The organism is Hoeflea marina (assembly GCF_003182275.1).
In the GTDB taxonomy this organism is placed as follows: Bacteria; Pseudomonadota; Alphaproteobacteria; order Rhizobiales; family Rhizobiaceae; genus Hoeflea; species Hoeflea marina.
Map to the genome: position 1 here is coordinate 672,806 of NZ_QGTR01000003.1, position 26,719 is coordinate 699,524.

Below are 26,719 nucleotides of genomic sequence, written 5' to 3' on the forward strand. Positions count from 1 at the left end.
CTATTTGCCTTTCTTGCGCAGGATCCGGGCGGCTTCCTTGACGCCGAAGGCTGCGGGTCGCTCACAGCTGGTGGTGAGCGTGATGAACCTGCCGGTCTCGCCCGACTTGAGGACAGCCGTCATAACATCGACCACATGCAAAGCGAACTCCAGAGAACAGCGATGCGGACGGTCCTCGAGAATGGCCTGCGCCATCTCCGCCATGCCGGCGGTGCGGTAATTGGCCATCATGCCGTTCGGATGCTTCTGGTTTGGAACCGAGAGGACATGCTTCCAGGCAGGCAGTTTCTTCTTCCTGCCATTGCCGTCGAGCAGCGTGACATCACCCCCGAAAAAATTCGGATCCGGAACCGCCAGTGTCCCGCTGCTGCCATAGAGCTCCATCGGTGCATGGCCATGGTTGAGGACATCCCAGCTGGCGCCAAAGGTGATGACCGCACCATTGGCGAATTCCAGCAGCGCATGAATGGTTGTCGGAGTTTCGACGGTGATCGTCTCGCCGGTGCGCGGCTTGGAGGTAATGGTGCGCTGCGGGGTGGGGATCGAGGTCATTGACCCAACGCGGACAACCGGGCCGATCAACTGCACCAGATTGGAGATATAGTAGGGTCCGAGGTCGAGGATCGGCCCGCCGCCACGCTGAAAGAAGAAATCCGGATTGGGGTGCCAGTGCTCCATGCCACGGCTCATGACATGGCAGGTGCCGCCCGTAATCCGGCCGACAGCCCCGTCATCGACGAGATGGCGGGCAAGCTGGTGCGCTCCACCCATGAAGGTGTCCGGTGCCGAACCTACACGGACGCCCTTTTTCGCCGCACGCTTGGCAAGATCTCTGCCTTCGGCAACGGAAAGAACGAAAGGCTTTTCGGAATAGACATGCTTGCCGGCATCGAGCACCGCGCGCGAGACTTCGTAGTGCACGACAGGGATCGTCAAATTGACGATGAGCTCGATGTCGTCAGCGGCCAGCAGGCCTTCCACGGTCTCGGCGCGGACGCCGAATTCCTTCGCGCGGGCCTGCGCCGCGGCGGAATTGATGTCGGCGCAGGCACGCACCTCGATCCCCTTGAACAACGGCGCAAGGCCGAGATAGGCGGCAGAAATATTGCCGCAACCGATGATTCCGACACCCAGTGTGCGCGCCATGATTTCTATTCTCCCTTGCCCTTGAGCCAGGCGATCGACCGCTCGGCAAAACGGGTAGCATCCGATGGCTTGTCGTGTTCCATGACGTAGAGGCGCTCGGCGCCGGAGCCGCGCAATTGCGCCAGCAGATCGGTCCAGGCAACGGTGCCGTGACCGACATCGGCCCAGCCGTCCTCGTCAGCACACTCCCCTTCCGGCGCGATGTCCTTGACATGGACCGCGGTGATGCGGGCACCATGGCGCCGGATCCAGTCGCTCGGATCCCCGCCTCCGCGAATGATCCAGGCGATATCGGCTTCCCATTCGATGGTGGGCGCCGAATCGAGGATGACCTGCATCGGCACCGTGCCATCGGCGAGTGCCACGAACTCGAAGGCATGGTTGTGCCAGCCGAAGCCGTAGCCGGCGGCGCGCACCCCGGCGCCGACGGCTTCCAGCCGGGCGGCAAAGGCCTCCCAGCCGGCACGGTCGGTCGGACGCAGCTCCTCGGCCAGATGCGGGCAGTAGATGGTCCTGATGCCGAGCGTGGACGCCTTGGCCAGGACGCCGTCGAGGTCGCCTTCCAGCGCGTCGATGGCGAAGTGCCCGGAGGGCATGGTCAGGCCATTGCCATCCATCAGGGCGCGGAAGCCTGCCGGGTCCTCATAGACGCCGCCAAATCCCTCGACCTGGCCATAGCCGGCCTCCGAGAGCATGGCGAGCACGTCGGACCAGGGCTGGAAATTGCGGGCGCTGTAGAGCTGGAACGAATAGGTCATTGCTTGGTCTTTCTGTGATTGGGAGATCAGAGACGAAGTTCCGTGGCTGTGTCAAAAACCGAGGCGCGGGCCGGATCGAAGCCGATGCGCACATGATCGCCGACCCGCATTCCGGTCTGGCCGTCGACGCGGAAGCGGAACTCGGAGCCATCGAGCATCGCCCAGACCAGCGTGTCGGCGCCCATGGGCTCGACCACGTCGATTTCGACCGTCGCCTGATAGGGCTCGACGGAGGCGGCATCGCCGGACACGATGTGCTCGGGCCGGATGCCGAAGATGCCCGGTCCGGACTTGATCGGCGCCGACGCCGGATAGGTCGACAGGTCGATCGACTGGCCGGCAAAGCGGAATGCGGGGCTGTCGCCGCCGTCGATTTCCCCGCTGATGAAGTTCATGCCGGGCGACCCCATGAAGCCGGCGACATACAGATTGACCGGACGGTTGTAGATCTCGTGCGGAGTGTCGAGCTGCTGGATGGCGCCCGAGCGCATGACCGCGATGCGGTCGGCAAGCGTCAGGGCCTCGATCTGGTCGTGGGTCACGTAGATCATGGTGTTCCTGAGCTTCTGGTGCAGGCGCTTGATCTCGACGCGGAGTTCGGCGCGCAGCTTGGCATCCAGATTCGACAGCGGCTCATCGAACAGGAACACGTCGACATCGCGCACCAGCGCCCGGCCGATGGCGACGCGCTGACGCTGGCCGCCCGAAAGCTGCGACGGCTTGCGGTCCAGCAGCGGCTCGATCTGCAGCACCTCGGCGGTGCGGGCGACCTTGCGCGCGATCTCGTCCCTGGGCACCCGGGCCGTCTTGAGGCCGAACGACAAATTGCCCTTCACCGTCATCTGCGGATACAGCGCATAGGACTGGAACACCATTCCGATGCCCCTGTCCTTGGGCTCCTCCCAGGTGACATTGCGGCCCTTGATGAAGATCTGGCCCCCGGAGATGTCGAGCAGGCCGGCAATGCAGTTGAGCAATGTGGACTTGCCGCAGCCGGACGGCCCGAGCAGGACCAGGAACTCGCCGTCCTCGATGTCGATGCTGAGCGACTTGAGCACCTCAAGGGCGCCGAATTTCAGGCTCAGGTCGCGGATCGATACGCTTGTCATGCTGTTATCCCTTCACCGCACCGGCCGCGATGCCGCGCACAAACAGTTTTCCGGACACGAAATAGACCAGCAGGGGCACCAGTCCGGTGAGGATGGTGGCGGCCATGTTGACGTTGTATTCTTTCACGCCCTGCACGGAATTGACGATGTTGTTGAGCTGGACCGTCATCGGATAGGTGTCGGGCTTGGTGTAGATGACGCCGAACAGGAAGTCGTTCCAGATGCCGGTGATCTGGAGGATGATGGCGACGACGAAGATCGGCAGCGCCATCGGCAGCATGATCTTGAAGTAGATCGCCCAGAAGCCGGCGCCGTCGACGCGCGCCGCCTTGAACAGCTCCTCCGGCACCGAGGTGAAGTAATTGCGGAAGAGCAGCGTGAGGATCGGCATGCCGAAGATCGAATGCACGATCACCAGCCCCCAGAGCGTGCCGTAGAGGCCTATCTCGCGCAGCAGGATGACGATCGGGTAGATCATCACCTGATAGGGGATGAAGGCGCCGACGATCAGGATGGTGAAGAATGTGTTGGCGCCCTTGAAGCGCCAGTTGGCAAGCGCGTAGCCGTTCACCGAGGCCACCGCGATGGAGAAGATGACCGACGGCACCGTGATCCTGACCGAGTTCCAGAAGCCGCGCGACAGGCCGTCGCAGTTGAGACCGGTGCAGGCGGTCGCCCAGGCCTTCACCCAGGGCTCGAAGGTGATCTCCACGGGTGGCGAGAAGATGTTGCCGAGCCGGATTTCCGGCATGCCCTTGAGCGAGGTGACGATCATCACATAGAGCGGCACCAGGTAGTAGGCGGCGACGAAGATGAGCGTGCCGTAGAGAAAGATGTTGCGCCGCGACAGCACTCGCTTCGGCCTGGCGCCCTGCGGGCCGGACAGCCGGTCTGCGACGGGATCGATGCCGACGGCGACAGTGTTGAGGGTCTGGACATCAGCCACGCTTGCGCCCTCCGAATTCCAGATAGGCCCAGGGCACGACGATGATCGCCACCGAGAGAAGCATCATGGTCGAGGCGGCGAACCCCTGGCCGAGGTTCTGGGCCAGGAACATGTAGTCGTAGACATATTTCGCCGGGACCTCTGAGGCCCCGCCCGGACCGCCGCTGGTCTGGGCCACCACGAGGTCGTAGAGGCGGACGATGCCGGAGGCGATGATGACGAGTGTCGTGATGAAGACCGGGCGCATCATCGGGATGACGATGAAGAGATAGGTCTTCCACATCGGGATGCCGTCGACGCGCGCCGCCTTCCAGATGTCCTCGTCGATGCCGCGCAGACCCGCCAGCATCAGGCACATGATCAGCCCCGTCCCTTGCCAGAGCGCCGCGATCAGAATGCCGTAGATGACGATCTGCTGGTCGTAGAGAGGGTTGAAGGTAAAGCTCTCCCACCCCGCGCTGCGCACCAGGTGCTGGACACCGAAATCGGGATTGAGGATCCACTGCCAGGTCAGCCCCGTGACGACGAAGGACAGGGCAAAGGGATAGAGAAAGATGGTGCGGAAGACCCCCTCGAAGCGGATTTTCTGGTCGAGCATTGCTGCCAGCAGGAAGCCGATCACCAGCGAGAAGATCAGCGAGAGGATGCCGTAGACGAAAAGGTTCTCGATCGAAGTCAGCCACCGGGGGGCCGACCACAGCCGCTCGTACTGATCGAGGCCCACGAACTTCAGCCTCGGCAGCAGCTTCGAGTTGGTGAAGGAGTAGACGATGGTCCATACCGTGCCGCCGAGAAAGACGCAAAGCGCGGTCAGGATCATCGGAATCGACGCGATCTTCGCGTTCAGGTTCCTGAACATCTGGCTGGGTCGGCGGGTGGCGGTACCGCTGCTGCTGCTCATGATCGGCTCCGGGTGTGCGCGAACAGGCCGGTCCGTCCCCGGATCGGCCTGTCGCGTCAGGCGTTGCAATCAGTCGGCGGAGGCGATGATGGCAGCGTAGCGCTTCTGCGCTTCCTCGGGCGTCAAGGCCGGGGTCTTGAAGAACTCGACGAACAGATCGTTGAGCTGGTTGTTCGTATCCTCGGTGTTGAGCTGGTTGGTGTCGGGAATGATGTCACCCTTGGCGAGGATTTCGAGACCCTTCTTCATGCAGTCGTTGGCGGCGGACACGTCGACATCGCCGCGCACGGGCACGGACCCCTTCTTCAGGTTGAAGGAGACCTGTGTTGCCGGGCTGAGCATGGTCGAGGCAAGCACTTCCTGGGCTGCAGTCTTGTCCGGATCATCGAGCTTCGGGAAGTAGAAGGAATCACCCCCCGTGGAAATCAGCTCGTTGACGCCGAGGCCGGGCAGACAGGTATAGTCCTCACCGGCCACCTGGCCGGCGACCTGAAACTCGCCCTGTGCCCAGTCGCCCATGATCTGGCCGCCGGCCTGGCCGGTGATGACGAGATTGGTCGCCTGGTTCCAGTCCTGCACATTGGATTTTGCCGACATCCGGCGCGCATCGTCGGCGGCCTTGAACACCTTCGCGATTTCCGGTCCTGCGGCCACTTCCGCATCATGGTCCTGATAGACCTTGAGAAAGACATCCTTGCCGGCGATGGCCGGAATGAGGACGTTGAAGGTGCCGGTTGTCTGCCAGGACTGGCCGCCGATGGCGAGCGGGATCTTGCCGGCTTTCTCAAGTGCAGGACCCGCGGCGACGAATTCGTCCCAGTTGGTCGGCACCGGCACGCCGGCATCCTCGAAGGCCTTGTTGGAAAGCCAAAGCCACTGCCACGAATGGATGTTGACCGGCACGCAATACACCTTGCCGTCGACCGTGCAGCCTTCGAGCAGGCTGGCCGGACGGATCACATCCTTCCAATGCTCCTTCTCGGCAAGATCGGTAAAGTCGCGCATCAGGCCGGCCTCGACCAGCTCCTCTGCCTGCCGGCCGGTGTTGAACTGGGTCGCGCCCATCGGCGAGCCGCCGGTAATGCGGCTGACCATGACCGGGCGTGCGGTGCTGCCGCCGCCGGCGATGGCGCCGTCGATCCATTTGTTGCCGGTGGCTTCAAAGGCCTTGGCGAATTCGGCGACCGCTGCCGCCTCGCCGCCCGACGTCCACCAATGGGTGACTTCAAGATCGGTCGCGCCGGCCATGGACGAGAAGGCAAGTGCGGACGCGCTTGCCAGAAACAGCTTGAAAGATTTCATCATAATCCCTCCCAGGAAAGTTCCTCGATCCGGCGCGGCTGCCTTCCCGCAGCGCTGTCCCGGCCTCCCAGCACCGGCTTCCTCAAACCAGTGCAACCGATCCCAAGCATGGTCGAAATTGCGCCTGCAATCGATTACATCAAGGTTGACGAGGATGCGAAATAGAGTCAAGTGATATCTGAATATTAGCGATGCTCCAAAAGTTCTAGGCCACGGGAATTGGTTTGATGGAAATGCGTGCGCCCAGAATCATCGACGTGGCCCGGATCGCGGGCGTGTCCACGGCGACGGTAAGCCGGGCCTTATCCAAACCGGAGACAGTCGCGGAAACAACGCGGATTTCCGTGCTCGCGGCCGCCGAGCAGACCGGCTACCGGGTCAATCATGCCGCCCGCAACCTTCGCCGCCAGCGCACCGGCGCCATCGTCGTTCTGGTGCCGAATCTCGGAAATCCGTTCTTCTCGGAGATTCTCGCAGGCATCGAGGTGATGCTGTCGCGCGCCGATCTCAACATGCTGGTGGTCGATACAGGCCAGGCCCACGCCAAGCCCGACCTGATGTCGGAATATCTGCACAACACGCGCGCGGACGGCATCATCGCGCTGGACGGCTGGCTTCCCGACAGCGTCCTGGCGTCGGTGCGCGATTCCAATGCCAGTCCGCCAATCGTGTTCGCCTGCGAATGGACCGCCGACCCCAGCTTCGCCTCGGTTCGCGCCGACAATGAGGGCGGCGCGCGGCTGGCGATCGCCCATCTCAAGGCGCTGGGCCACAGCAAGATCGGCATTCTCAGCGGCCCGCCCGACAATGTGCTGACCATGGCTCGCGGCACGGGAGCCAGGGATGCGATGCTGGGTGGCGGCATCCCGGTGCGTGACGACTTCATGTTCGACGGCGATTTCACCCTGGATTCGGGCGTGATGGCCGCACACGCCTGGCTCGATCTCCCGGACCGGCCGACGGCGGTGTTCTGCGCCAGCGACCAGATGGCGTTCGGCTTCATTTCCGAACTGGCGCGCAGCGGGATTTCGGTTCCCCGATCGGTGTCGGTGGTGGGATTCGACGACATCGACATCGCCGGCCGCTACATTCCGGCACTGACCACGGTGCGCCAGCCCAGGGCCGGCCTCGGTACCTCGGCCGCGCGCATGCTGCTCGACCGGCTGGCGGCGCCGGAGGGCGGCCTGCCGACGGAGCATCTCATGCTCGACGTCGAACTGATCGTGCGTGACAGCACCGGGGCCGCGCCTTCCGGCTGATGCCGCCGCAGAAACCGCGCCAGTGCTCAGTCGGCAAGCACCAGCACCGACTGCGGATCGAAATGGACCTGCATGGTTTCGTCGACCGAGGGCGGCGGCCGGGTGGGGTCATTGAAGCTGTCGAGCGAAATCCGGGTGCCGCCGAGCTGGAGCCTGATCCGGATCACCGATCCGAGGAAATCGACGACCGTCACCCTGGCCTCGAACTGCTGATCGCCGTCACGCCCGTCGAGGCGCAGCGACTCGGGCCTGAGCGCCAGCCGCACCGCGTCGCCGTTTGCCAGCCGTTCGGGAATGCGCAGCCCCGCCAGCGGCACGCCTTCGACCCTCACCTCGCCGCTCGCCCTGTCGGACACAACCGCTTCCAGCAGGCTCAGCGTGCCCACGAAGGAGGCGACGAAGGCAGTGGCGGGGCGGTTGTAGACCTCGAAGGGCGTTCCGATCTGCTCGATCCGGCCGGCATTCATGACCATCACGCGGTCCGACATCGACAGCGCCTCCTCCTGGTCGTGGGTGACGAAAATCGTGGTGATGCCGAGCTCACGCTGGATGGCGCGGATTTCCTCGCGCAGCGACACGCGGATCTTGGCATCGAGTGCAGAGAGCGGCTCGTCGAGCAGTAGCACCGAGGGACGCGGGGCAATGGCGCGGGCAAGCGCCACGCGCTGCTGCTGGCCGCCCGACAGCTGCCACGGGTAGCGGTCGGCCAGCTGCGGCAGCTTGATCAGCGCCAGCATCTCCTCGACGCGGGACGATATCTCGCCCCGGGAAGCGCCGGCGACCTTGAGGCCGAAGCCGATATTGCCGGCAACCGTCAGATTGGGAAACAGCGCGTAGGACTGGAATACCATGCCGATGTTGCGCTGGCTCGGCTTGAGATGGGTGACATCCCTTCCGTCAATGCGGATGACGCCCTGGCTCGGCGTCTCGAATCCGCCCACCATGCGCAGGATCGTGGTCTTGCCGCAGCCCGACGGTCCGAGGAACGACACGAACTCGCCGCGGGCGACCGAGATGTCGGCCTGGCGCACGACCTGGGTGGATCCGAAGGACTTCGAGATGCCGGCGATTTCCAGATAGGGAGTTTCCGTCATAGGTCTTTCACCGGTGTTGCTGGTTTGGGGGCGAACCGCGCGACCAGTTGGATGATGGCGATGCAGCCCCAGGTGATGCCGAAGGCGATGACCGCCAGCGCCGCCGGTTCGTAGGCACGGTTGGCACCCAGGAGCTGCATGTAGGGCCCGAAGGCGGGACGGTTGAGAAGCGCGGCCATGGTGAATTCGCCCAGCACGATGGCGAATGTCACGAAGGCGCCCGACAGCACGGCGACCAGCACGTTGGGCAGGATGATCCGCCCCAGGATGGTTCCCCAGCCGGCGCCCAGACTCTGGGCCGCCTCGGTCAATGTGGCAATGTCGATGGTGCGCAGGCCGGTGTCGACGGCCCGGTACATATAGGGCAGCGACAGGGTGGCATAGCCGAACATCAGCAGCAGATTGGTGCCCGCGGCCGTGCCGGTGAGCGGCAGCCAGCTCGAGGTGTTGTAGAGCCGGATATAGCCAAAGACGATGACGATGGCCGGAATCACCAGTGGCAGCAGGGTGACAAATTCGATGTAGGGTCTGAGCCGGGGCAGCTTGAGACGCACCCAGTAGGCCGTCGGCACCACCAGCAGCACGCCGAAGACGATGGTGAACAACGCCATGAACACCGAAAAGCTGAAGGTCTCCTGGAACTTCGGATCTTCCAGCACCTTCACGTAGGCGTCGAAGGAATAGACCCCGCGCCGCATCTTGAGCGAGAATTCGGTCATGCCGATCAGCGGCAGGATGAAATAGGCCAGGCCGAACAGCAGCGCAGCCCACGACCAGAGGCGCTTGGGCAGGAGCCGCGTCATTTCAGCCACCGTTCGGAGCGGGCGCGAAGCCAGATGTAGATCGCATTGGCGATGGAGGTGATGAAGATCATGCCGAAGGCCAGGGCATAGCCAAGATGCGGGTCGCCGAGCACATCGCCGCGGATCTGGGCAAAGAGCAGGATCGGCGCGATCGACAGCGACGAGCCGGTCAGCGCGATCGCCGTCGCCACGGCGCCGAAGGAATTGGCAAACAGCAGCGCCCAGGTGCCGAGCAGCGAGGGGAACAGAATCGGGAAGGCCACCATGCGCCAGTACTGGAACGAGGTCGCGCCGAGCACCGAGGCCGCCTCCTTCCATTCGCGCTTCAGGCCGTCGAGCGCCGGTGTGATGATCAGGATCATCAGTGGAATCTGGAAGAACAGATAGGTGATCGTCAGGCCCCAGAAGCTGAGCAGATTGAAGCCCAGCAGCCGGAGGTCGATGCCCAGTTCGGTCCTCAGGAAGACGGTGATCAGTCCGACCGGGCCGAGCGTGGCCAGAAAGGCAAAGGCCAGCGGCACGCCGGCGAAATTCGAGGCAACGCCGGAGAAGGTCAGCAGCGGACTGCGGATCCAGCCCGGCAGGCCGCCGCGGACAACGGCAGCCGCCACGGCAAATCCGATGACGCAGCCGAGCGATGCGGACGCGACGCTGATCTTGATGGAGATCCAGTAGGCGCCGAGGATCGAGGGCGTGTTGAGACCTCTGATGTTGGCCAGCGTGAAGCTGCCGTCCGGGCTCTGGAAGGCGCCCACGACGATCTTCATCGTCGGCATGAACAGAAACAGAGTCACGAAGAGCGCGAACGGCAGGATCCCCAGCCAGTGCAATGGGAGACGCCAGCGCGAAGCCGGGGGCAATGGGCCGGTCAGGTCAGTTGGCGTTGTCATGGGTCCCCTTGTCTTCGCGGCCGGCTTCGTCCGTCCGGCACCGCGAAAGCCCGCCCCGGCGCGGTTGCCGGGGCGGAGCAGTCATGCGTTGCTGTTATTGCACGTTGGCGCCGACCACGGCATCCCAGCCGCCGACGACGGCTTCCTTGTTGGCATCGACTTCGGCGAGCGTCGGGAAATAGGCCTTGGCGTAGCCTTCAGCCGGCGGCAGCTTGTCGAGCAGGTCCTGCGGGATCTTGCCTGCGGCGGCCATCGCGTTGAAGCGAGCCGGGTGGCAATAGCCCTTGAGCCAGGCCAGCTGGCCTTCGTCGGAGTAGAGATACTCCATCCAGAGCTTGGCGGCGTTCGGGTGAGGAGCGTAGGCGGAGATCGCCTGCACATAGACGCCGGCAAGCACGCCGGAGGCAGGCACGATCACTTCCACAGGCGGGTTGCCGGCCAGAGTGTCCTTGGCGGCGAGCGCATTGTAGTCCCACATTACCACGATCGGGGTCGCTCCCTGGGCCAGCGTGCCGGCCTTGCCGATGACCGGAACGAAGTTGCCGGCCTTGTTGAGCTCGCCAAAATAGCCGAGACCCTTTTCGCCGGCTTCCTTGCCTGCGGCGCCGCCAGCGGCGAGGCCAGCGGAGAGCACGCCGAGGATGGCCTGGTTGGAGGCGCGCGGATCACCGGCGAGCGCCACCTGTCCGGCATATTCCGGCTTCAGCAGGTCGGACCAGTCGGTCGGCGTGTTGGCGACCAGGTCCTTGTTGACCAGGAACGACATGACGCCGTAGTAGTCGCCGTACCAGTGGCCGTCGGCATCCTTGATGCTGTCGGGGATTTCGTCCCAGGTGGCGACCTTGTAGGGCTGCACCAGGCCTTCGGCCATGGCGCTAGGACCAAAGGACAGGCCGACATCGATCACGTCCGGAGCCTGCGGGCCCTTGTTGTCCTTGTTGGCGCGGATGGCTTCGATTTCGTCCGCCGAGCCTGCATCCGGGTTCAGTTCGTTGATTGTGATTTCCGGGTATTTCGCCTTGAATCCGTCGATGACGCCGCCGTAACCGCACCAGTCATGCGGCAGTGCGATGGTGGTCAGGGAGCCTTCGGCCTTGGCCGCGGCAACCAGATCATCCATGGAATCGGCGAATGCAGCGCCGGCAAAGTTCACGGTGAATGCGGCGGATGTCGCCAGCACCACTGTCATTTTTCTGAAGTTCGTCATTTGGAACCACTCCTCTTGCCCGCATCCAGCGGTGTTGTACCGGCCTCAATGCCGCTGCGCCTTCCGGTAGTCGGTCCAGATGACGCGGCGATGACAAGTCCGGGCCATTCGGGCTGCCATCCGAAAGAAAGACAATCCCATTTAAGCAAACTGCGCAATAGCGCCGGCGAGCAATTGTGACAGTTGCCCGCCGGCGGCGGCCGCCGCCGAACCTCGCAAAACCGCGTACGTGCGCGAACGCCCGCTTGCCGCCGGCAATGGCGCTCCGGCATACATTGTTGAAGCGCCCGCATTGACGCGCCAGCCACGGCATGAATAGCTCGGCTCCGAACCTCACAAACGGAATGAGAGCAGAATGTTCACGCGCATGGCCGGCATCGTCTTCGACAAGGACGGCACCCTGATCGATTTTCACCGCACCTGGGAACCGGTGATCCGGCAGGCCGCCAATTTGGCCGCCGGCGAGGATCCCGCCCTGGCCCGGCATCTGCTCGTCCGGTGCGGCCTCGACCCCGATACCGGGGTGACCGCCCCGGACAGCCTGTTCGCCTCCGCCAACACGGTGGAGATCGCCGCCGCCATGGTCGCGGCCGGAAGCGAGGTATCCGCGGAAAGCCTGGTTCCCGCCTTCGACCGCATGTTCATGGACAATGCCCGTCATGCGGTCGCCCTTACGGATCTGCCTGTCCTGTTCGGCCGGCTGCGTCGGTCGGGGCTGAAGATCGGCATCGCCAGCAGCGACAACGAAGCCTCAATCCGGAGCACCATCATGGCGCTGGGGGCCCATTCCCTTGTCGACTTCATCGCCGGCTACGACAGCGGCCACGGGGTCAAGCCCGGAGCGGGAATGGTCAACGCCTTCTGCCGGCATACCGGCTGTGCCGCCGAGATGATCGCGGTTGTCGGCGACAACCGCCACGATCTCGAAATGGGGCGCGCGGCCGGCGCCGGGCTCGTCATCGGAGTGCTCACCGGAACCGGGACCCGCGAGAGCCTCGCCGGTCTCGCCGACCATGTCATTGGCGGCATATCTGATCTCCCCGGCCTGCTGTCGCAGTCGGAATCCTGAACCCGGCACCTTCACGCCTGCGCTTTCCGACCCCGCCGTGCCGGAGTTGAAGTGACCGGCGGCGGCGCTTATATATAAGTCCTCATCTATGTTCAGGAAAGCGAATGGACGATGCTTGAGACCGAGGACATGCTGGAGATGCAGCCCCGGATGGCGGAGGCGGCGCGGCTGATGGAAATGCTGTCGCAGCCCGTGCGGCTCCACATTCTGTGCATCCTGCTTGACGGCGAACGGAGCGTGCTCGATCTCGCCCGTCAGGCGGGTCTGTCGCAGCCGGCCATGTCGCATCACCTGCGCAAGCTGCGCGAGGCGGGGCTGGTGCAGACCAGGCGGGATGCGCAGACGATCTTCTATTCGCTCCGCGGCGAGGAGGCGCGCGCCGTCCTCGAGGTGCTGCACGGGCTCTACTGCGAGGGTGGCGCGGTAGCGCCCGCGCGCCTGTCCACCGGCTGAGCGCATCCCGCGCGGGCGGCCGCCGTATCGGCCCCGACGGGTTGACATTGGCGGCCCGACCGTCCCCATTCCGTGCAGCGTGACTCGCTTGGCCAATCATTTCCGGCCAACTGGCTACACGCAGCGCACCCGGGAGATGGCACAAGTTTCCCCGGGATGACGGCATGACCACGGGAGAGGCACAGCATGAGCAGCAAGGGGCATATGCCCAATCTTTCGCCCCGTGTGTCCGACGAGATCCGCAAGACCACCTGCTACATGTGCGCCTGCCGCTGCGGCATCAATGTGCATATGCTCGACGGCAAGGTGCGCTACATCGAGGGAAACCGCGACCACCCGATCAACCGCGGCGTGCTCTGCGCCAAGGGCTCGGCCGGAATCATGCAGCACTACTCCCCGGCCCGCCTGAAGAAGCCGCTGATGCGCACGGGCGAACGCGGATCGGGAGACTTCAAGGAGATCGAGTGGGAGGAGGCGCTGGGCCTCGCCGCCAGCTGGCTCGACGATGTGCGGCAAAGCGATCCGCGCAAGCTTGCCTTCTTCACCGGCCGCGACCAGAGCCAGTCTATGACCGGCTGGTGGGCGCAGCAGTTCGGCACCCCCAACTACGCCGCCCATGGCGGCTTCTGCTCGGTCAACATGGCGGCTGCCGGCATCTACACCATGGGCGGCGCCTTCTGGGAGTTCGGCGCCCCGGACTGGGACCGGACCGAACTGCACATCATCTTCGGGGTCGCCGAAGACCATGATTCCAACCCGATCAAGATGGGGCTGGGCAAGCTCAAGGCGCGCGGCGTCAAGGTGATCGGCGTCAATCCGGTCCGCACCGGCTACAACGCCATCGCCGACGAGTGGCTCGGCATCACCCCGGGCACCGACGGCCTGCTGATCCTGGCGCTGGTGCACGAGCTGATCCGCACCGGCCGCGTCGATCTCGACTATCTCATCCGCTACACCAACGCGCCCTGGCTGGTGATCGATGATCCCGAGGCGGCCGATCACGGCCTGTTCGCGCGCGACGCCGAGGGCGTGCCGATGGTCGCCGAGCGCGGGTCGGGCATGGTGGTCCCCTCATCGATGCCCGGCGTCAAGCCGGCATTGCAGGGCCGGCACCGGCTGGCCGACGGCCGCTCAGCGGTTCCGGTGTTCGAGCTGATGGCCGGGAAATACGCCGACGCCCGCCATTCGCCGGCCGCCGTTGCCGGGCGCACCGGCATCGATGCGGCCACGATCTCGCGCATCGCCGACGAGATCGCCGCCGCCGCCTTCGACCGGGAGGTGGTGATCGACCAGCCCTGGACCGACATGAAGGGCGAGCGGCACGAGAGGATGATCGGCCGGCCGGTGACGTTCCACGCCATGCGCGGCATCTCGGCGCACGCCAACGGCTTCCAGACCTGCCGGGCGCTGCACCTCTTGCAGATCCTGATCGGTTCGATCGACTGCCCCGGCGGCTTCCGCTTCAAGCCGCCCTATCCGCGCCCCGTTGCCGGCCAGCCGAAGCCGCATGGCGGGTCGCAGAAATGCACGCCGCTCAACGGTCCGCATCTGGGCTATCCGCGCGGGCCGGAGGACATGCTGCTGGAGGCCGACGGGCTGACGCCGCAAAGGCTCGACAAGGCGTTCAGCTGGGACGCGCCGCTGTCGGCGCACGGCCTGATGCACATGGTGATCTCGAACGCGCATGCGCGCGATCCCTACGGCATCGACGTGCTGTTCATGTACATGGCCAACATGGCCTGGAATTCTTCGATGAACACGTCCGAAGTCATGCGCATGCTGACCGACAAGGACGACAAGGGTGAGTATGTGATCCCGAAGATCATCTATTCGGATGCCTATTCCTCCGAGATGGTGGCGTACGCCGACCTGATCCTGCCCGACACCACCTATCTCGAACGCCATGACAGCATCTCGCTGCTCGACCGCCCCATCAGCGAACCCGAGGCGATGTGCGACTCGATCCGCTGGCCTGTGGTGGAGCCGGACCGCGACGTGCGCGGCTTCCAGAGCGTGCTGCTCGATCTCGGCCACCGGCTGGGACTCCCGGCCATGACCAACAAGGACGGCAAGCCGGTTTATCGCGACTATGCGGACTACATCGTCAACCACCAGCGCAAGCCGGGCATCGGGCCGCTGTCGGGCTGGCGCGGCGCCGACGGAACCAAGACCGGCCGCGGCGAGCCCAATCCGGACCAGCTCGCGCGCTACATCGAGAACGGCGGCTTCTCCGAGGTGCACATTCCCGCGGAGGCGCGGTTCTTCAAGCATGCCAACCGCGCCTGGAGCGACTGGGCCATAGCCCAGGGGCTGCAGGACGGACCGGTCGAGAATGTCTTCCAGCTCTATCTCGAGCCCTTGCGCAAGTTCCAGCTCGCCGCCGAAGGCAAGGCCGAGCCGCAGCCTCCCGAACATCACCGCGCCCGCATCCGCGCCTGCTTCGACCCGTTGCCGGTCTGGTACGCGCCGTTCGGCGACGCGCAACAGACCGCGGATTATCCGCTGCACGCGCTGACCCAGCGGCCTGCGGCGATGTACCATTCCTGGGGCTCGCAGAACGCCTGGCTGAGACAGATCCACGGCACCAATCCGCTGTTCGTTCCGGGCACGGTCTGCGACGCGCACGGCCTGGCCGACGGCGACTGGGCGCTGGTCTCCTCGCCCAACGGCGAGATCCGGGTGCCGGTTGCGCGCATGGACGCGCTTAACGGCTCCACCGTCTGGACCTGGAACGCCATCGGCAAGCGCAAGGGTGCCTGGGCGCTGGACCCCAAGGCGCAGGAGGCCGGCAAGGGATTCCTGCTCAATCATCTGATCGGGGAACTCCTGCCGCCGAAGGGCGACGGCATGCGCTGGTCGAACTCCGACCCCATCACCGGCCAGGCCGCCTGGTTCGACCTCCGCGTCGCCATCCGCCGCGATCCCGACCAGAGCCTGGGCCGCGCCAGCCCCGATACCGGAACGCAGAAGAGCCCGGTCGGCACCGGCCCCGAAACGGTGACCTATGGCAGGGAGTGGACCGAATGACCTGTCTTCCCACTTCGACCGAGAAGCGGCTCGGGCTGGTGATCGATCTCGACACCTGCGTCGGCTGCCACGCCTGCGTGGTCAACTGCAAGGAATGGAACACCGGCGGCTATGGCGCGCCGCTGGCCGACATCGACGCCTATGGCGAGGAGCCGTCCGGCGCCTGGCTCAATCGTGTGCACACCTTCGAGGTCACACCGGTCGCGGCGCCGGCGCAGATCGTGCATTTTCCGAAATCCTGCCTGCATTGCGACGACGCGCCCTGCGTCACCGTGTGTCCGACCGGGGCGAGCTACAAACGCTCCGAGGACGGCATCGTGCTGGTCGACGAGGACATGTGCATCGGCTGCGGACTGTGCGCCTGGGCCTGCCCCTATGGCGCCCGCGAAATGGACCCGGTCGCGAAGGTGATGAAGAAATGCACCCTGTGCGTCGACCGGATCTACAACGAGGAGATCCCGGAGATCGACCGGATTCCGGCCTGCGTGCGCACCTGCCCGTCGAGTGCGCGGCATTTCGGCGATTTCAACGACCCGGAATCCAATGTGTCAATCCTGACCATGGCCCGCGGCGGCTATGACCTGATGCCGGAAATGGCAACGCGACCGGTCAACAAGTATCTGCCGCCGCGACCGAAGACCAATCCGGCCGCGCAGGGCTGCGCCAGCCATTCCACACCCACCGTCAGCGCGCCGGGCGGCTTTCTCGGCTGGCTCGATGCAGCGCTCGAGCGGCTCGGCTGAGGACACATCATGCATCCCGCGATTTCCGTCATCTTCTTCACCGTCACGTCCGGCGCCGGCTTCGGACTGATCGCGCTCACGGGCCTCGGCTTCCCCTTCGGCGGCGGCGCCCTGTCCGTCTTCCTGTTCTGCCTGCTCGGCGGCGGGCTCGCCGTCGCCGGCCTCATCGCCTCAACCTTCCATCTCGGCCATCCGGAGCGGGCCTGGCGGGCGTTCAGCCAGTGGCGCTCGTCCTGGCTGTCGCGCGAGGGCGTGGCCGCCGTGGCGACGCTTTCACTGTTTGCGATCTACGCGCTCATCTGGATGATGACCGGCGACCGCCTGCTGTGGCTCGGGCTCATCGTGGCGGCCGGCGCGGCCTACACGGTGTTTGCCACCTCGATGATCTACGCTCAGCTGAAGACCGTTCCGCAGTGGCGCAGCCGCTGGACGCCGGCCGTGTATCTGGCGTTTTCGCTCGCCAGCGGCTGGCTGCTGGCTGCTGGTTTCGGCGATCTGCCGGGCGCCGGCATCTGGGGCGCGGTGCTGCTGGCGCTAGCCTGGGGCATCAAGCTGATGTGGTGGCGACGGGCGGCGGATGCCCGCCTGGCCGGCTCGGCGTCGTCGCCGGAATCGGCGACCGGGCTGGGCTTCATCGGCAAGGTGCGCCTCCTGGAGCGGCCCCACACCGGCGCCAACTACCTGACGCGCGAAATGGTGCACCAGATCGGCCGCAAGCATGCCGGCATCCTCAGGCGGCTGGCGGTGCTGTTCGGGGCCATCGTTCCGCTCATGGTTTCGGCCACCGTATGGCTTACCGCCGCGCCGGAATGGGTGCTGCTGGCCGCGGCGCTATCGCTGTTTGCCGGCCTGTTCGCCGAACGCTGGCTGTTCTTCGCCGAGGCCGAGCATTCGGTGTCGCTCTATTACGGCAACCGCTGAGGCGGTTCCACGGCACTCCTCATCTCATGCCGCCGGTTGCCGCTGGATCCCGCGCCAGGCGCTGAGCTGGCGCCAGACCACCGGCAGCACCAGCACAAGGCCGAGGCCCATCGTGGTGAGCCCCGGTGCCACGAACAGAAACGCCACCAGACCCAGCCAGATCCGCTCGAGGCGGTTGAGCGGCGCCAGCATGTAGCCGGTGAAGGCGCCGGCAATGAGCAGGATGCCGAGCACCGCGCCGGTCAGCGTGACGGCGAAGGCGGTCCAGGAAAAACCCTGGGCAACGAGCAGCAGCGACGGCGAATAGACGAAGACGAAGGGCACCAGCGCCTTGGCGATGCCGAGGCGGAAGGCGGTGTTGCCGGTCCGGAAGGGATTGGAACCGGCGATTCCCGCCGCTGCATAGGCGGCGAGCGCCACCGGCGGGGTGATGTCGGCGAGCACCCCATAGTAGAAGACGAAGAAATGCGACACCAGCGGCTCGACGCCCAGCAGCGACAGGGCGGGAGCGGCGACGGAAACCAGAATGATATAGGTCGCCGTTGTGGGGATGCCGGCGCCCATCAGGATGCAGGCGAAGGCGGTGAACACCAGGGTGAAGAACAGTGCCAGCGCGTTGACCGACAGCAGGCCGACCGGCAGCATGGCGGTGATGCTGGCGCCCATCCCGGCGGCGGTCTGGGTGATGATGTAGCTCAGGCGGAAGGCGGTGCCGGTGAGCGTGACGACGCCGACGACGATGCCGACCACTGCGGCGGCGGCGCCGACGGCCAGCGCGTATTTGGCGCCGAGCGACAGCGCGTCGATCAGGTCCCGCACGGTGAGCCGGTTGTGCGGGGTGATGAAGCCGACGACGATGCAGGCGGTGATGCCCCACACCGCGGCGTAGTCGGGCGTGCGGCCGGTGAGAATGAGAGCCATCAGCACGACGAGCGGAACGACGGCGAGCCAGTTCTCGCGCATCACGGTGAGGATGGCGGGCATTTCGTCGGGGCGGAGGCCGCGCAGGCCGAGCTTCTTGGCCTCGAAATGCACCATGGTGAAAATGCCCATGTAATGCAGCAGCGCCGGGAAGGTGGCGGCGATGACGATCTCGCGGTAGGGGATCTCGAGGAACTCGACCATGATGAAGGCGGCTGCGCCCATGATCGGCGGCGTGATCTGGCCACCCGTCGAGGCGGTGGCCTCGACGGCGGCGGCGAAATGCGGCGGGTAGCCCACCTTCTTCATCGCCGGAATGGTCAGCGATCCGGTGGTCACGGTGTTGGCGATGGAGGAGCCGGAAATGGTGCCGAGCATGGCGGAGGAGAAGATCGCCACCTTCGCAGGTCCGCCGGCGTAGCGGCCCGCCACGGAGGAGGCGACGTCGATGAACAGCTTGCCCAGCCCGATGCGGGTGGCGAGCACGCCGAAGAGCACGAACAGGAAGACATATTTGGCCACCGCCCCGATGGCGATGCCGTAGATGCCCTGATCGGTCATGTAGAGGTGGTTGACCAGCGCGCTCCAGGAGGCGCCGGGATGGCGGAAGACGCCCGGCATGTACTGGCCGAACAGGCCGTAGGCGATGAAGGCGAGCGCGATGGCGACCAGCGTCCAGCCGATGGAACGGCGGGCGGCCTCCAGTGTGAGCAGGATCATCGCCGTGCCCATGAGCACGTCCAGCGTCGAGGGGTTGCCGACCCGCATGGCCTGGGCGGCGGCGGGAAGCAGCGGCAGATACAGCGCGGCAACGACAGCGATGACGGCGAAGACCCAGTCCCAAAGTCCGACGCCGCCGGGCCGCAGGACGCTCGAGGGATGCAGCGTGTCGTTCTCGCGCCGCGTGGCGCCGAAAACGAGAAAGATCAGCGCCAGCACGAAGGAGAGATGGATGCCCCGGTGCACCAGCTCCCGCACCAGACCGAAGCCGGCGGCGTAATAATGGTAGATCGACATGGCGACCAGCGCCGTGGTGACGATCACGCCGACGGTACGGCCACTTGGCCGAAAGGCCATTTCGGGATCGTACTTCCGTTCCAGCTCGGCAAGGTCGATGGTCGGGTCTGCGGTCTCGGTCATGGCGTCACCTTGGCTGGAGAAGCCGCCCGGTTGCCCGGGCGGCCACATTCGGTCGGCGGCCCTACTTGATCAGGCCGGCTTCCTTGTAGAACTTCTCGGCGCCCGGATGCAGCGGAATGCCGATGCCGTCAAGCGCGGTTTCCAGCGTCACGGTCTTGCCCTTGGCGTGGCCGGCGTCCAGCAGGCTGCGGGTGCTCTCGTTCCACAGCGCCTTGGTGATGCCGTAGACCAGCTCGTCTGACTGCTTGGTGCTGGTCAGCCACTGCGCGCCGACGGCGACGGTCTCGGCTTCCGGGACACCCTTGTAGACGTCGGCCGGAATCGTGTCCTTGGAGAAGAAGCTGTACTTGGCCAACATGGCGTCGACCTCGGATCCCGAGATCGGCACCAGCACCACGTCGGCGCTGGAGGCAAGTTCGACCAGGGTGCCCGCGGGATAGCCGCCGACGAAGAACAGCGCGTCCAGCTGGCCGTTGCGGATGGCGTCGGACGCGGGGCCGGGCTTGAGATTCTCGACGGTCACATCGGATTCGGACATGCCAAAGGCCTCGAGGATGATCTTGGCGTCGACATAGGTGCCGGAGCCGGGCTCGTCGAGCGAGACCCGCTTGCCCTTGAGATCGGCCACCGAGGTGATGCCCGAGGCCTTGGAGGCAATCAGGTGGATGTGCTCGGGATAGAGCGCCGCAATGGCGCGAAGCTCTTCCATGGGCGCCTGGCCGTCAAAGGTCCCGGTGCCGGAATAGGCCCAGTAGGCGACGTCGGACTGCGAGAAGCCCGAGCTGAGGATGCCGGACTTGATGCCGTTGACATTGGCGACCGAGCCACGCGAGGACTGGGCGATGGCGACGAGTCCCGGGACGCCGCAGCTGCCGCCCTCGTCGCAGGCGCGCGATCCCGGAGGATTGGAAATCGCGTTGGCAATGGCGCCGCCGAGCGGGAAATAGGTGCCGCCGGTGCCGCCGGTGCCGATGGTGAAGAAGTTCATTTCCTGGGCCTGAGAGGAGGCGCCGAGTCCTGCGAGCAGAGCCGCCGAGAAGGCGACGGCCTTGGCCGCACCCGCCAGGTTTTGTGTGAATTTGCCCATGATGTTCTCCCTAATGGGGCATGCCTGGGCATGCCGGATGAATTGTCCGCCGGCGCGGCCCCTCGGAGCCACGGGTGGCGAAGCCGGACTTTCGCGGTTTGAGTCGCGCTTGTCCAGTCGACTCCGACATGGCCGTGACGGGCCGGCCCGTCAAGAGCTGGATGCGGGGGGCTCAGTTGTCGAGCGCGCCGGTCTTGGCGTGGGCAGAGCGATTGTCCCCGAACAGCTTGAGCACATCGTCGCCGATGCGGATGAAGCGCCGCATTCGCCGGCTGAGAACCAGCCCGTCCTGCGGCGCGCGCAACGCAACCGCGCCGCCCAACTCGCCCGGGCGGACGAGGATTTCCGCGAGCAGTTCGCCTGAACGCACCAGATCGCCAGGCCGGACATGAAACAGCAGCGTGCCGCCGGCGGGCGCGTGGAGGACGTCGACATGATCGATGGGCAGCGCCCGATGACTCGCGGCAAGCTCCTCCAGCGGCTCGACGTCATCCTCGATGACGCCGCGCAGCACCAGGAAGCGGTAGAGACCGTCCGCATCCTGGCGCGCCAGGTAGGGGGACACGTCGCCCTGCCCGCGCAGCTCCACGGTGCTGACGCAATAGCCGGCCTGCCCGAGTTCGGGACCGGCCTGTTGCAGCATGCGGGCAAAGACGGCCTCCTCGAAGGCGGCGTCCGGGGTGGCGTGCCAGCGAATGACCGCATCGGCGCGAAGGCAGACGGATAGGTCCGACAGCGCCGGCCAGAGTTCGTCGGCGACATAGAGATACTGCAGCGCCTCGTCGTCGCAGTGCAGGTCGAGCACGATCCGGTGACCGTCGGACAATTCCAGAAGCCGGCTCTTGAGCCGGCGTTCGGCAAAGACCGGCGCTTCGGCGGCATCGAGCGGCACGGCCCCATCGGCGTCGGGCATCGGGTAGTCGCGGTTGAAATTGACCCGCGTCGACAGCGAGAAGCGGCCGAGATGATCGGCAAGCACATGCTGTCCGGCAGCAATGGGGTTGGCCTGGGGAACGACGGTCACGGCGCCCACCAGGCGCCCTTCGGCCTCGGCGGTGGCGAGCATCGGCATGAGATAGTGCAGCGCGGCGACGCCCGGGCGTTCGTTGCCGTGCAGGCCCGCCTGCAGATAGGCGGCCGGCGCATCCGGATCGCCGCCGCCATAGCGATGCACCACGAGCTCGTAGCTGGTACCCGGCGTGTCGGCGGCGATGCGTTCGATCTCGGTGTGCATGAACTGTCCTTTCGCGCTGCAGGCATCCCCTCTAGCGCAAGTCGGCGCCCAGGGAAATCGCCGCAGATCGGATGGCGACCTTGACCTTCGCCGCCAAACCATGCCGAATCGGCCATGGCCCCTTCCCTGCTTGATGATTCGCCCACCAACGCCGCCGAATTCACGGTGAGCGAGATCTCCGGATCGATCCGCCGCACGGTCGAGGACGCCTTCGGCCATGTGCGCGTGCGCGGCGAGATCTCCGGCTATCGCGGCCCGCATTCCTCGGGCCATGCCTACTTCTCGCTCAAGGACGACAAGGCCCGCATCGAGGCGGTGATCTGGAAGGGCGTGTTCTCGCGCCTGAAATACCGTCCGGAGGAGGGCCTCGAGGTCATCGCCACCGGCAAGATCACCACCTTCCCGGGCTCGTCGAAGTACCAGATCGTCATCGAGGAGATCGAACCGGCCGGCGCCGGCGCGCTGATGGCGCTGCTTGAGGAGCGCCGGCGGCGGCTGGCGGCAGAGGGTCTGTTCGATGAGGCCCGCAAGCAGCTGCTGCCCTACATGCCGAAGGTGATCGGCGTGGTGACATCGCCCACGGGCGCGGTGATCCGCGACATCCTGCACCGGATCGAGGACCGGTTTCCGGTCCATGTCATCGTCTGGCCGGTCAGGGTGCAGGGCGAGACCTGCGGCGAGGAGGTTTCCAGCGCCATCGCCGGTTTCAACCGGCTGGTTCCCGGCGGGCCGATCGCCCGGCCCGACCTGATCATCGTGGCGCGCGGCGGCGGCAGCCTCGAGGACCTCTGGGGCTTCAATGACGAGGCGGTGGCGCGCGCGGCCGCCGGCTCCGACATTCCGCTGATTTCCGCCGTCGGCCACGAGACCGACTGGACGCTGATCGACCACGCCGCCGACCGGCGCGCGCCGACGCCCACGGGGGCGGCGGAAATGGCGGTGCCGGTCAAGGCCGAATTGCAGGCGCAGGTGGCCGCCCTCTCCGCCCGGCTCAAGGGTGCACAGTCTCGGGTGCTTGCTCGGCGCCAGGAGGGGCTCAGGGCGCTGGCGCGCGCCCTGCCGACCCTCGACAGCGTGTTGGCCCTGCCGCGCCAACGCATGGATCGGACATCGGCGGCGCTGGGCAAGGCGCTGGTGTTCAACACCGCCAACCGGCGGCGCCGCTTCGAGCAGCAGGCCGCCCGCATCAGTCCGGCGGCGCTGCTCTCGGCCATCCGCGAAAAGCGGCTGACGCTGGCCGACCGCGCTGCGCGCGGCGCGCGCGCCCATGAGCGGCAGATGGAGCGGCGGCGCGCGCTGGTCGAACGGCAGGCGCGCGTGCTGGCGGGGACGCCGCGACGACTGGGGGAAATCGTCACCCGCGGCCTGCTACGCAGTCAGGACGGATCGCGGCGCGCCGCCGATGCCGTCAGGCGGAGTCTCGACCGGCGGCGGACCCATCTGGCGGCCCAGGCCCGGGTCCTGCAGTCTCTCTCCTACCAGAGCGTGCTGGGGCGCGGCTTTGCCGTGGTCCGCGACGCCGATCGCCGGCCGGTCTCGCGCGCCGAGGAGATCACGAGCGGCGCCCTGATCTCGATCGAATTTGCCGATGGCGAAGTCTCGGCGCTCGCCAACAGCTCGTCCGCTGCGACACTTCAGGCAAAGCGGCCGGTGCGACCAAGAGCCGCCAGGCCGGGTGAGCCTGGACAGGGCGACCTGTTCTAGCCCTTCCGTGAAAGGGACTGACCCCCCCGGCGTATCGCAGGCTCATGGATTCAGACCGACGAACTGACTGGCAGTTTGCGGACTGCCTCCCGCAGGTTCTTTGCCGCGAGGGGCTGGAGCGCCTCGGTTTTGGCTGAATCGGGGAAGCGCTCCAAGCACCTGACTTGCCGCGTTTGCCTGCGTGACGTGAAACTCAACTCCTCTAAAATGCATTGGCCCGTCCTAACATGGGTTGTTGTGGCCGTCGGATATGGAACATATAAGGAACATATGACCGCAAAATCCCTCGAATCAAAACTCGCCATTCTCAGCGACGCCGCCAAATACGATGCCTCCTGCGCGTCGTCGGGATCGACCCGGCGCGACAGTCGGGACGGCAAGGGATTCGGGTCGAACGAGGGCACGGGAATCTGCCATGCCTATGCGCCGGACGGGCGCTGCATCAGCCTGCTGAAGATCCTGATGACCAATTTCTGCATCTATGACTGCGCCTACTGCATCAACCGCGTGTCGTCGAACGTGGCGCGCGCCCGGTTCTCGGTCGACGAGGTGGTGCGGCTGACGGTCGATTTCTACCGGCGGAACTACATCGAGGGCCTGTTCCTGTCGTCCGGGGTGATCCGCTCGCCGGACGCGACAATGGCCGACATGGTCGAGATCGTCCGGAAGCTGCGGGAGGAGGAGAATTTTCACGGCTACATTCATCTCAAGACGATTCCCGATGCGGCACCCGAGCTGATCGAGGCTGCAGGACGGCTGGCCGACCGGCTGTCGATCAATGTGGAGCTGCCGACGGATGCGAGCATGCAGCGCCTCGCGGCAGAGAAGAACCCGGCCCGGATCCGACGCGCCATGGCCGACTTTCGGCTGCGCAAGGAGGCGTCCAGCGACGCCAGCCATACCGGCCGCAAGCCACCCCGCTTCGCGCCGGCAGGCCAGTCAACGCAGATGATCGTCGGCGCCGATGGCTCCAACGATGCGGCAATCCTCGGCGAATCAACCCGGCTGTATTCGAGCTACCAGCTCAAGCGGGTGTACTACTCGGCCTTTTCGCCCATCCCCGACAGCTCGTCGCGGCTGCCGCTGATCTCGCCGCCGCTGATGCGCGAGCATCGCCTCTATCAGGCGGACTGGCTCCTGAGATTCTACGGCTTCGATCTCAAAGAGATCGTCGATGGCGCGCGCGACGGCAATCTCGACCTGGAACTCGATCCCAAGCTGGCATGGGCGCTCGGACACCGCGACATCTTCCCGGTGGACATCAACCGGGCCGAGCGGGAGCTGCTTCTCAGGGTGCCGGGCTTCGGAGTGAAGACGGTCAACCGCATCCTCGGCACGCGCCGACACCGGACGATTCGCTACGACGACGTGGTTCGAATGGGTGGCCTGATGAAGAAGGCCGGTCCGTTCATCACCGCCCTCGGCTGGTCGCCAGGGGGCCTTATCGATACGGCACAGCTACGCGCGCGGTTCCTGCCGCCGCCGGCGCAGCTGTCGCTCTTCTGATGCACCGGATCGCCCTGCCGGACACAGGCACGGCCTCGGCATGGCGCCAAGCCGCTCGCGCATGTCTGGATGCAGGGCTGTCTCCGGCAGATGTCTCCTGGGGAGACGATGCCGACGAGGCCGGCCTTTTCGACACGCTTCCGGTATCGCCGGCCAAACCTGTCCGGATGACGGTGCCCCGCAGCTTTGTCGAGATGGCCGAAACCGTGTGCTGGCACCGCGACACCGACCGCTTCGCCCGCCTGTACCAGTTCCTCTGGCGGCTCAGGGACGAGCCGTATCTGATGGGCGACCGCGGCGACCGGGAGCTTGCGGCATTGCGGCTGATGGAAAAGGGAGTGCATCGCTGCCAGCACAAGATGAAGGCGTTCGTCCGCTTCCGGGAGATCGGCGACCGAGAAGACCCGCGACGCAGCTTTGCCGCCTGGTTCGAACCAACGCATCACACGATCGAGCCAACCGCGCCATTCTTTGTCCGTCGTTTTGCCGACATGGACTGGAAGATCGTCACTCCGGAGAGATCGGTGATCTTCCAGGGTGGAGATCTGTCCTTTGGGCCGGGCCAGCCGAAGCCCGCCCTGCCCGATGACGCCAGCGAGGCGCTCTGGCTCACCTACTTCCGCAGCATTTTCAACCCGGCGCGGCTGAAAGTGCGGGCCATGACCTCGGAGATGCCGCGGAAATACTGGAAGAACCTGCCGGAGGCGGCGACGATTCCGGATCTCATCTCCGGGGCACCGGCAAGGGCCCGGGCGATGGCGGAAGCGGCGCCGACCCTTCCGCCCGCGCATGCCGAGAATGCGCGCCGACAGCTCGCCGGTCACGCCTCGGCCTGGTCCGGCCCGATGGACGCGCTGCCTGCGGCCATCCATGCCTGCCAGCGCTGCCCGTTGCACAGCATGGCGACCCAGGCTGTTCCCGGACAGGGACCGCAGGACGCGAGGCTGATGATCGTCGGCGAGCAGCCGGGCGACCAGGAGGATCTTGCCGGCGTGCCGTTCGTGGGGCCGGCCGGCCGGTTGTTCGACCGGGTCGCGCAGTCGGCAGGCCTCGACCGCTCCCTGGCGTTCGTCACCAATGCCGTCAAGCATTTCAAGTTCGAGCCGCGCGGTAAGCGACGCATTCACAAGCGGCCGAATGCCGGAGAGATCAGCCATTGCCGCTGGTGGCTGGACGCCGAACTGGCCCAGGTCAGCCCCAAGCTGATCCTGGCGCTGGGCGCCACCGCCGCCGAAGCCCTGACCGGGTCCGGAGACAACATTCTGGCGCGGCGCGGGACCGTCGAGACGCGTGCCGATGGAACCACCGTGCTGATCTCGATCCATCCGTCCTTCCTCCTGCGCCTCACCGACGGGCAGGAGCGGGACCGGCAGACGGACTTGTTCAGGGACGATCTCCGGCGTGCCGCCGCGATGATGCAGGACGGACCGCAGCCGTCGCGCTCGCAAGCCCTGGCGTGAGGGCAGACCGCCGGCCTGGCGCTGGAGTCAAGCCGGGAT

General features: G+C 65.7%; 22 protein-coding genes. 9 read left to right on the top strand and 13 right to left on the bottom strand.

Annotated elements, in window-relative coordinates; all coding sequences use genetic code 11:
• The 6 genes from DFR52_RS14420 to DFR52_RS14445 form a co-directional block, all read right to left on the bottom strand.
• Positions 1-1,146, bottom strand: coding sequence for a Gfo/Idh/MocA family protein (locus tag DFR52_RS14420; RefSeq protein ID WP_110032645.1), 1,146 nt, complete (start codon positions 1,144-1,146; stop codon positions 1-3).
• Between the two features lie 5 nt (positions 1,147-1,151).
• On the bottom strand, positions 1,152-1,904 hold the full coding sequence (locus DFR52_RS14425) for a sugar phosphate isomerase/epimerase family protein (protein ID WP_110032646.1): 753 nt from the start codon (positions 1,902-1,904) through the stop codon (positions 1,152-1,154).
• 26 nt (positions 1,905-1,930) lie between these two features.
• Positions 1,931-3,013 (bottom strand): ABC transporter ATP-binding protein, encoded by a 1,083-nt coding sequence (locus DFR52_RS14430; protein WP_110032647.1) that lies wholly within the window; start codon positions 3,011-3,013, stop codon positions 1,931-1,933.
• Positions 3,014-3,017: 4 nt separating this feature from the next.
• Positions 3,018-3,959, bottom strand: coding sequence for a carbohydrate ABC transporter permease (locus tag DFR52_RS14435; protein WP_110032648.1), 942 nt, complete (start codon positions 3,957-3,959; stop codon positions 3,018-3,020).
• On the bottom strand, positions 3,952-4,860 hold the full coding sequence (locus DFR52_RS14440; protein ID WP_110032649.1) for a carbohydrate ABC transporter permease: 909 nt from the start codon (positions 4,858-4,860) through the stop codon (positions 3,952-3,954). Before DFR52_RS14440 ends, DFR52_RS14435 begins: the two co-directional genes overlap by 8 nt.
• A gap of 69 nt (positions 4,861-4,929) precedes the next feature.
• Positions 4,930-6,162, bottom strand: a complete 1,233-nt coding sequence (locus DFR52_RS14445) for an ABC transporter substrate-binding protein (protein WP_425351186.1) — start codon at positions 6,160-6,162, stop codon at positions 4,930-4,932.
• A gap of 227 nt (positions 6,163-6,389) precedes the next feature.
• On the opposite strand from DFR52_RS14445, the gene DFR52_RS14450 reads away from it, so the two are divergent.
• Positions 6,390-7,421, top strand: coding sequence for a LacI family DNA-binding transcriptional regulator (locus tag DFR52_RS14450; RefSeq protein WP_110032651.1), 1,032 nt, complete (start codon positions 6,390-6,392; stop codon positions 7,419-7,421).
• A 26-nt stretch (positions 7,422-7,447) separates the two neighbouring features.
• On the opposite strand, the gene DFR52_RS14455 is transcribed toward DFR52_RS14450, so the two are convergent.
• The 4 genes from DFR52_RS14455 to DFR52_RS14470 all read right to left on the bottom strand — a co-directional run bounded on the left by DFR52_RS14455 (position 7,448) and on the right by DFR52_RS14470 (position 11,415).
• Positions 7,448-8,515 (bottom strand): ABC transporter ATP-binding protein, encoded by a 1,068-nt coding sequence (locus DFR52_RS14455; RefSeq protein WP_110032652.1) that lies wholly within the window; start codon positions 8,513-8,515, stop codon positions 7,448-7,450.
• Positions 8,512-9,318, bottom strand: a complete 807-nt coding sequence (locus DFR52_RS14460; RefSeq protein ID WP_110032653.1) for an ABC transporter permease — start codon at positions 9,316-9,318, stop codon at positions 8,512-8,514. Before DFR52_RS14460 ends, DFR52_RS14455 begins: the two co-directional genes overlap by 4 nt.
• The gene (locus DFR52_RS14465; RefSeq protein WP_110032654.1) at positions 9,315-10,208 is read right to left on the bottom strand and encodes an ABC transporter permease; all 894 of its coding nucleotides are present in this window, start codon (positions 10,206-10,208) and stop codon (positions 9,315-9,317) included. The genes DFR52_RS14460 and DFR52_RS14465 overlap by 4 nt, the downstream gene beginning before the upstream one ends.
• A gap of 94 nt (positions 10,209-10,302) precedes the next feature.
• Complete coding sequence (locus DFR52_RS14470) at positions 10,303-11,415, bottom strand: ABC transporter substrate-binding protein (RefSeq protein ID WP_170132272.1); 1,113 nt, start codon at positions 11,413-11,415, stop codon at positions 10,303-10,305.
• Between the two features lie 355 nt (positions 11,416-11,770).
• Between DFR52_RS14470 and DFR52_RS14475 the strand changes: the two genes are divergently transcribed.
• The 5 genes from DFR52_RS14475 (at position 11,771) to DFR52_RS14495 (ending at position 17,628) form a co-directional block, all read left to right on the top strand.
• A complete protein-coding gene (locus DFR52_RS14475; protein WP_110032656.1) occupies positions 11,771-12,484 on the top strand; it encodes an HAD family hydrolase in 714 nt (237 codons plus the stop codon).
• 111 nt (positions 12,485-12,595) lie between these two features.
• Positions 12,596-12,937, top strand: coding sequence for an ArsR/SmtB family transcription factor (locus DFR52_RS14480; protein ID WP_110032657.1), 342 nt, complete (start codon positions 12,596-12,598; stop codon positions 12,935-12,937).
• 186 nt (positions 12,938-13,123) lie between these two features.
• Complete coding sequence (locus tag DFR52_RS14485) at positions 13,124-15,964, top strand: molybdopterin oxidoreductase family protein (RefSeq protein ID WP_245415343.1); 2,841 nt, start codon at positions 13,124-13,126, stop codon at positions 15,962-15,964.
• Positions 15,961-16,707: a 4Fe-4S dicluster domain-containing protein gene (locus tag DFR52_RS14490; RefSeq protein WP_110032658.1), complete on the top strand. Its 747-nt coding sequence runs from the start codon at positions 15,961-15,963 to the stop codon at positions 16,705-16,707. Before DFR52_RS14485 ends, DFR52_RS14490 begins: the two co-directional genes overlap by 4 nt.
• Before the next feature lie 9 nt (positions 16,708-16,716).
• Positions 16,717-17,628, top strand: coding sequence for a dimethyl sulfoxide reductase anchor subunit family protein (locus tag DFR52_RS14495; protein ID WP_110032659.1), 912 nt, complete (start codon positions 16,717-16,719; stop codon positions 17,626-17,628).
• Between the two features lie 24 nt (positions 17,629-17,652).
• On the opposite strand, the gene DFR52_RS14500 is transcribed toward DFR52_RS14495, so the two are convergent.
• The 3 genes from DFR52_RS14500 to DFR52_RS14510 form a co-directional block, all read right to left on the bottom strand.
• Entirely contained in the window at positions 17,653-19,689 is a 2,037-nt protein-coding gene (locus DFR52_RS14500; RefSeq protein WP_110032883.1) for a TRAP transporter permease, read from the bottom strand.
• A gap of 61 nt (positions 19,690-19,750) precedes the next feature.
• Positions 19,751-20,776: a TAXI family TRAP transporter solute-binding subunit gene (locus tag DFR52_RS14505; RefSeq protein WP_110032660.1), complete on the bottom strand. Its 1,026-nt coding sequence runs from the start codon at positions 20,774-20,776 to the stop codon at positions 19,751-19,753.
• Positions 20,777-20,948: 172 nt separating this feature from the next.
• Complete coding sequence (locus DFR52_RS14510; protein ID WP_110032661.1) at positions 20,949-22,010, bottom strand: M14 family metallopeptidase; 1,062 nt, start codon at positions 22,008-22,010, stop codon at positions 20,949-20,951.
• Positions 22,011-22,124: 114 nt separating this feature from the next.
• On the opposite strand from DFR52_RS14510, the gene xseA reads away from it, so the two are divergent.
• The 3 genes from xseA to DFR52_RS14525 all read left to right on the top strand — a co-directional run bounded on the left by xseA (position 22,125) and on the right by DFR52_RS14525 (position 26,680).
• Positions 22,125-23,714, top strand: a complete 1,590-nt coding sequence (gene xseA, locus DFR52_RS14515; RefSeq protein ID WP_110032662.1) for an exodeoxyribonuclease VII large subunit — start codon at positions 22,125-22,127, stop codon at positions 23,712-23,714.
• 270 nt (positions 23,715-23,984) lie between these two features.
• Entirely contained in the window at positions 23,985-25,220 is a 1,236-nt protein-coding gene (locus DFR52_RS14520) for a putative DNA modification/repair radical SAM protein (RefSeq protein WP_110032663.1), read from the top strand.
• Complete coding sequence (locus DFR52_RS14525; RefSeq protein ID WP_110032664.1) at positions 25,220-26,680, top strand: UdgX family uracil-DNA binding protein; 1,461 nt, start codon at positions 25,220-25,222, stop codon at positions 26,678-26,680. The genes DFR52_RS14520 and DFR52_RS14525 overlap by 1 nt, the downstream gene beginning before the upstream one ends.
• Positions 26,681-26,719: the final 39 nt, after the last annotated feature.

Excerpts from the sequence above, each read along its gene's own strand:
- DFR52_RS14495 (WP_110032659.1), top strand. The coding sequence starts at position 16,717 with ATGCATCCCGCGATTTCCGTCATCTTCTTCACCGTCACGTCCGGCGCC.
- DFR52_RS14520 (WP_110032663.1), top strand. The coding sequence starts at position 23,985 with ATGACCGCAAAATCCCTCGAATCAAAACTCGCCATTCTCAGCGACGCC.
- DFR52_RS14510 (WP_110032661.1), bottom strand. The coding sequence starts at position 22,010 with ATGCACACCGAGATCGAACGCATCGCCGCCGACACGCCGGGTACCAGC.
- DFR52_RS14420 (WP_110032645.1), bottom strand. The coding sequence starts at position 1,146 with ATGGCGCGCACACTGGGTGTCGGAATCATCGGTTGCGGCAATATTTCT.
- DFR52_RS14460 (WP_110032653.1), bottom strand. The coding sequence starts at position 9,318 with ATGACGCGGCTCCTGCCCAAGCGCCTCTGGTCGTGGGCTGCGCTGCTG.
- DFR52_RS14450 (WP_110032651.1), top strand. The coding sequence starts at position 6,390 with ATGGAAATGCGTGCGCCCAGAATCATCGACGTGGCCCGGATCGCGGGC.
- DFR52_RS14440 (WP_110032649.1), bottom strand. The coding sequence starts at position 4,860 with ATGAGCAGCAGCAGCGGTACCGCCACCCGCCGACCCAGCCAGATGTTC.
- DFR52_RS14455 (WP_110032652.1), bottom strand. The coding sequence starts at position 8,515 with ATGACGGAAACTCCCTATCTGGAAATCGCCGGCATCTCGAAGTCCTTC.
- DFR52_RS14425 (WP_110032646.1), bottom strand. The coding sequence starts at position 1,904 with ATGACCTATTCGTTCCAGCTCTACAGCGCCCGCAATTTCCAGCCCTGG.
- DFR52_RS14525 (WP_110032664.1), top strand. The coding sequence starts at position 25,220 with ATGCACCGGATCGCCCTGCCGGACACAGGCACGGCCTCGGCATGGCGC.
- DFR52_RS14505 (WP_110032660.1), bottom strand. The coding sequence starts at position 20,776 with ATGGGCAAATTCACACAAAACCTGGCGGGTGCGGCCAAGGCCGTCGCC.
- DFR52_RS14470 (WP_170132272.1), bottom strand. The coding sequence starts at position 11,415 with ATGACGAACTTCAGAAAAATGACAGTGGTGCTGGCGACATCCGCCGCA.
- DFR52_RS14475 (WP_110032656.1), top strand. The coding sequence starts at position 11,771 with ATGTTCACGCGCATGGCCGGCATCGTCTTCGACAAGGACGGCACCCTG.
- DFR52_RS14480 (WP_110032657.1), top strand. The coding sequence starts at position 12,596 with ATGCTTGAGACCGAGGACATGCTGGAGATGCAGCCCCGGATGGCGGAG.
- DFR52_RS14445 (WP_425351186.1), bottom strand. The coding sequence starts at position 6,162 with ATGAAATCTTTCAAGCTGTTTCTGGCAAGCGCGTCCGCACTTGCCTTC.
- DFR52_RS14430 (WP_110032647.1), bottom strand. The coding sequence starts at position 3,013 with ATGACAAGCGTATCGATCCGCGACCTGAGCCTGAAATTCGGCGCCCTT.
- DFR52_RS14465 (WP_110032654.1), bottom strand. The coding sequence starts at position 10,208 with ATGACAACGCCAACTGACCTGACCGGCCCATTGCCCCCGGCTTCGCGC.
- xseA (WP_110032662.1), top strand. The coding sequence starts at position 22,125 with ATGGCCCCTTCCCTGCTTGATGATTCGCCCACCAACGCCGCCGAATTC.
- DFR52_RS14500 (WP_110032883.1), bottom strand. The coding sequence starts at position 19,689 with ATGACCGAGACCGCAGACCCGACCATCGACCTTGCCGAGCTGGAACGG.
- DFR52_RS14490 (WP_110032658.1), top strand. The coding sequence starts at position 15,961 with ATGACCTGTCTTCCCACTTCGACCGAGAAGCGGCTCGGGCTGGTGATC.
- DFR52_RS14485 (WP_245415343.1), top strand. The coding sequence starts at position 13,124 with ATGAGCAGCAAGGGGCATATGCCCAATCTTTCGCCCCGTGTGTCCGAC.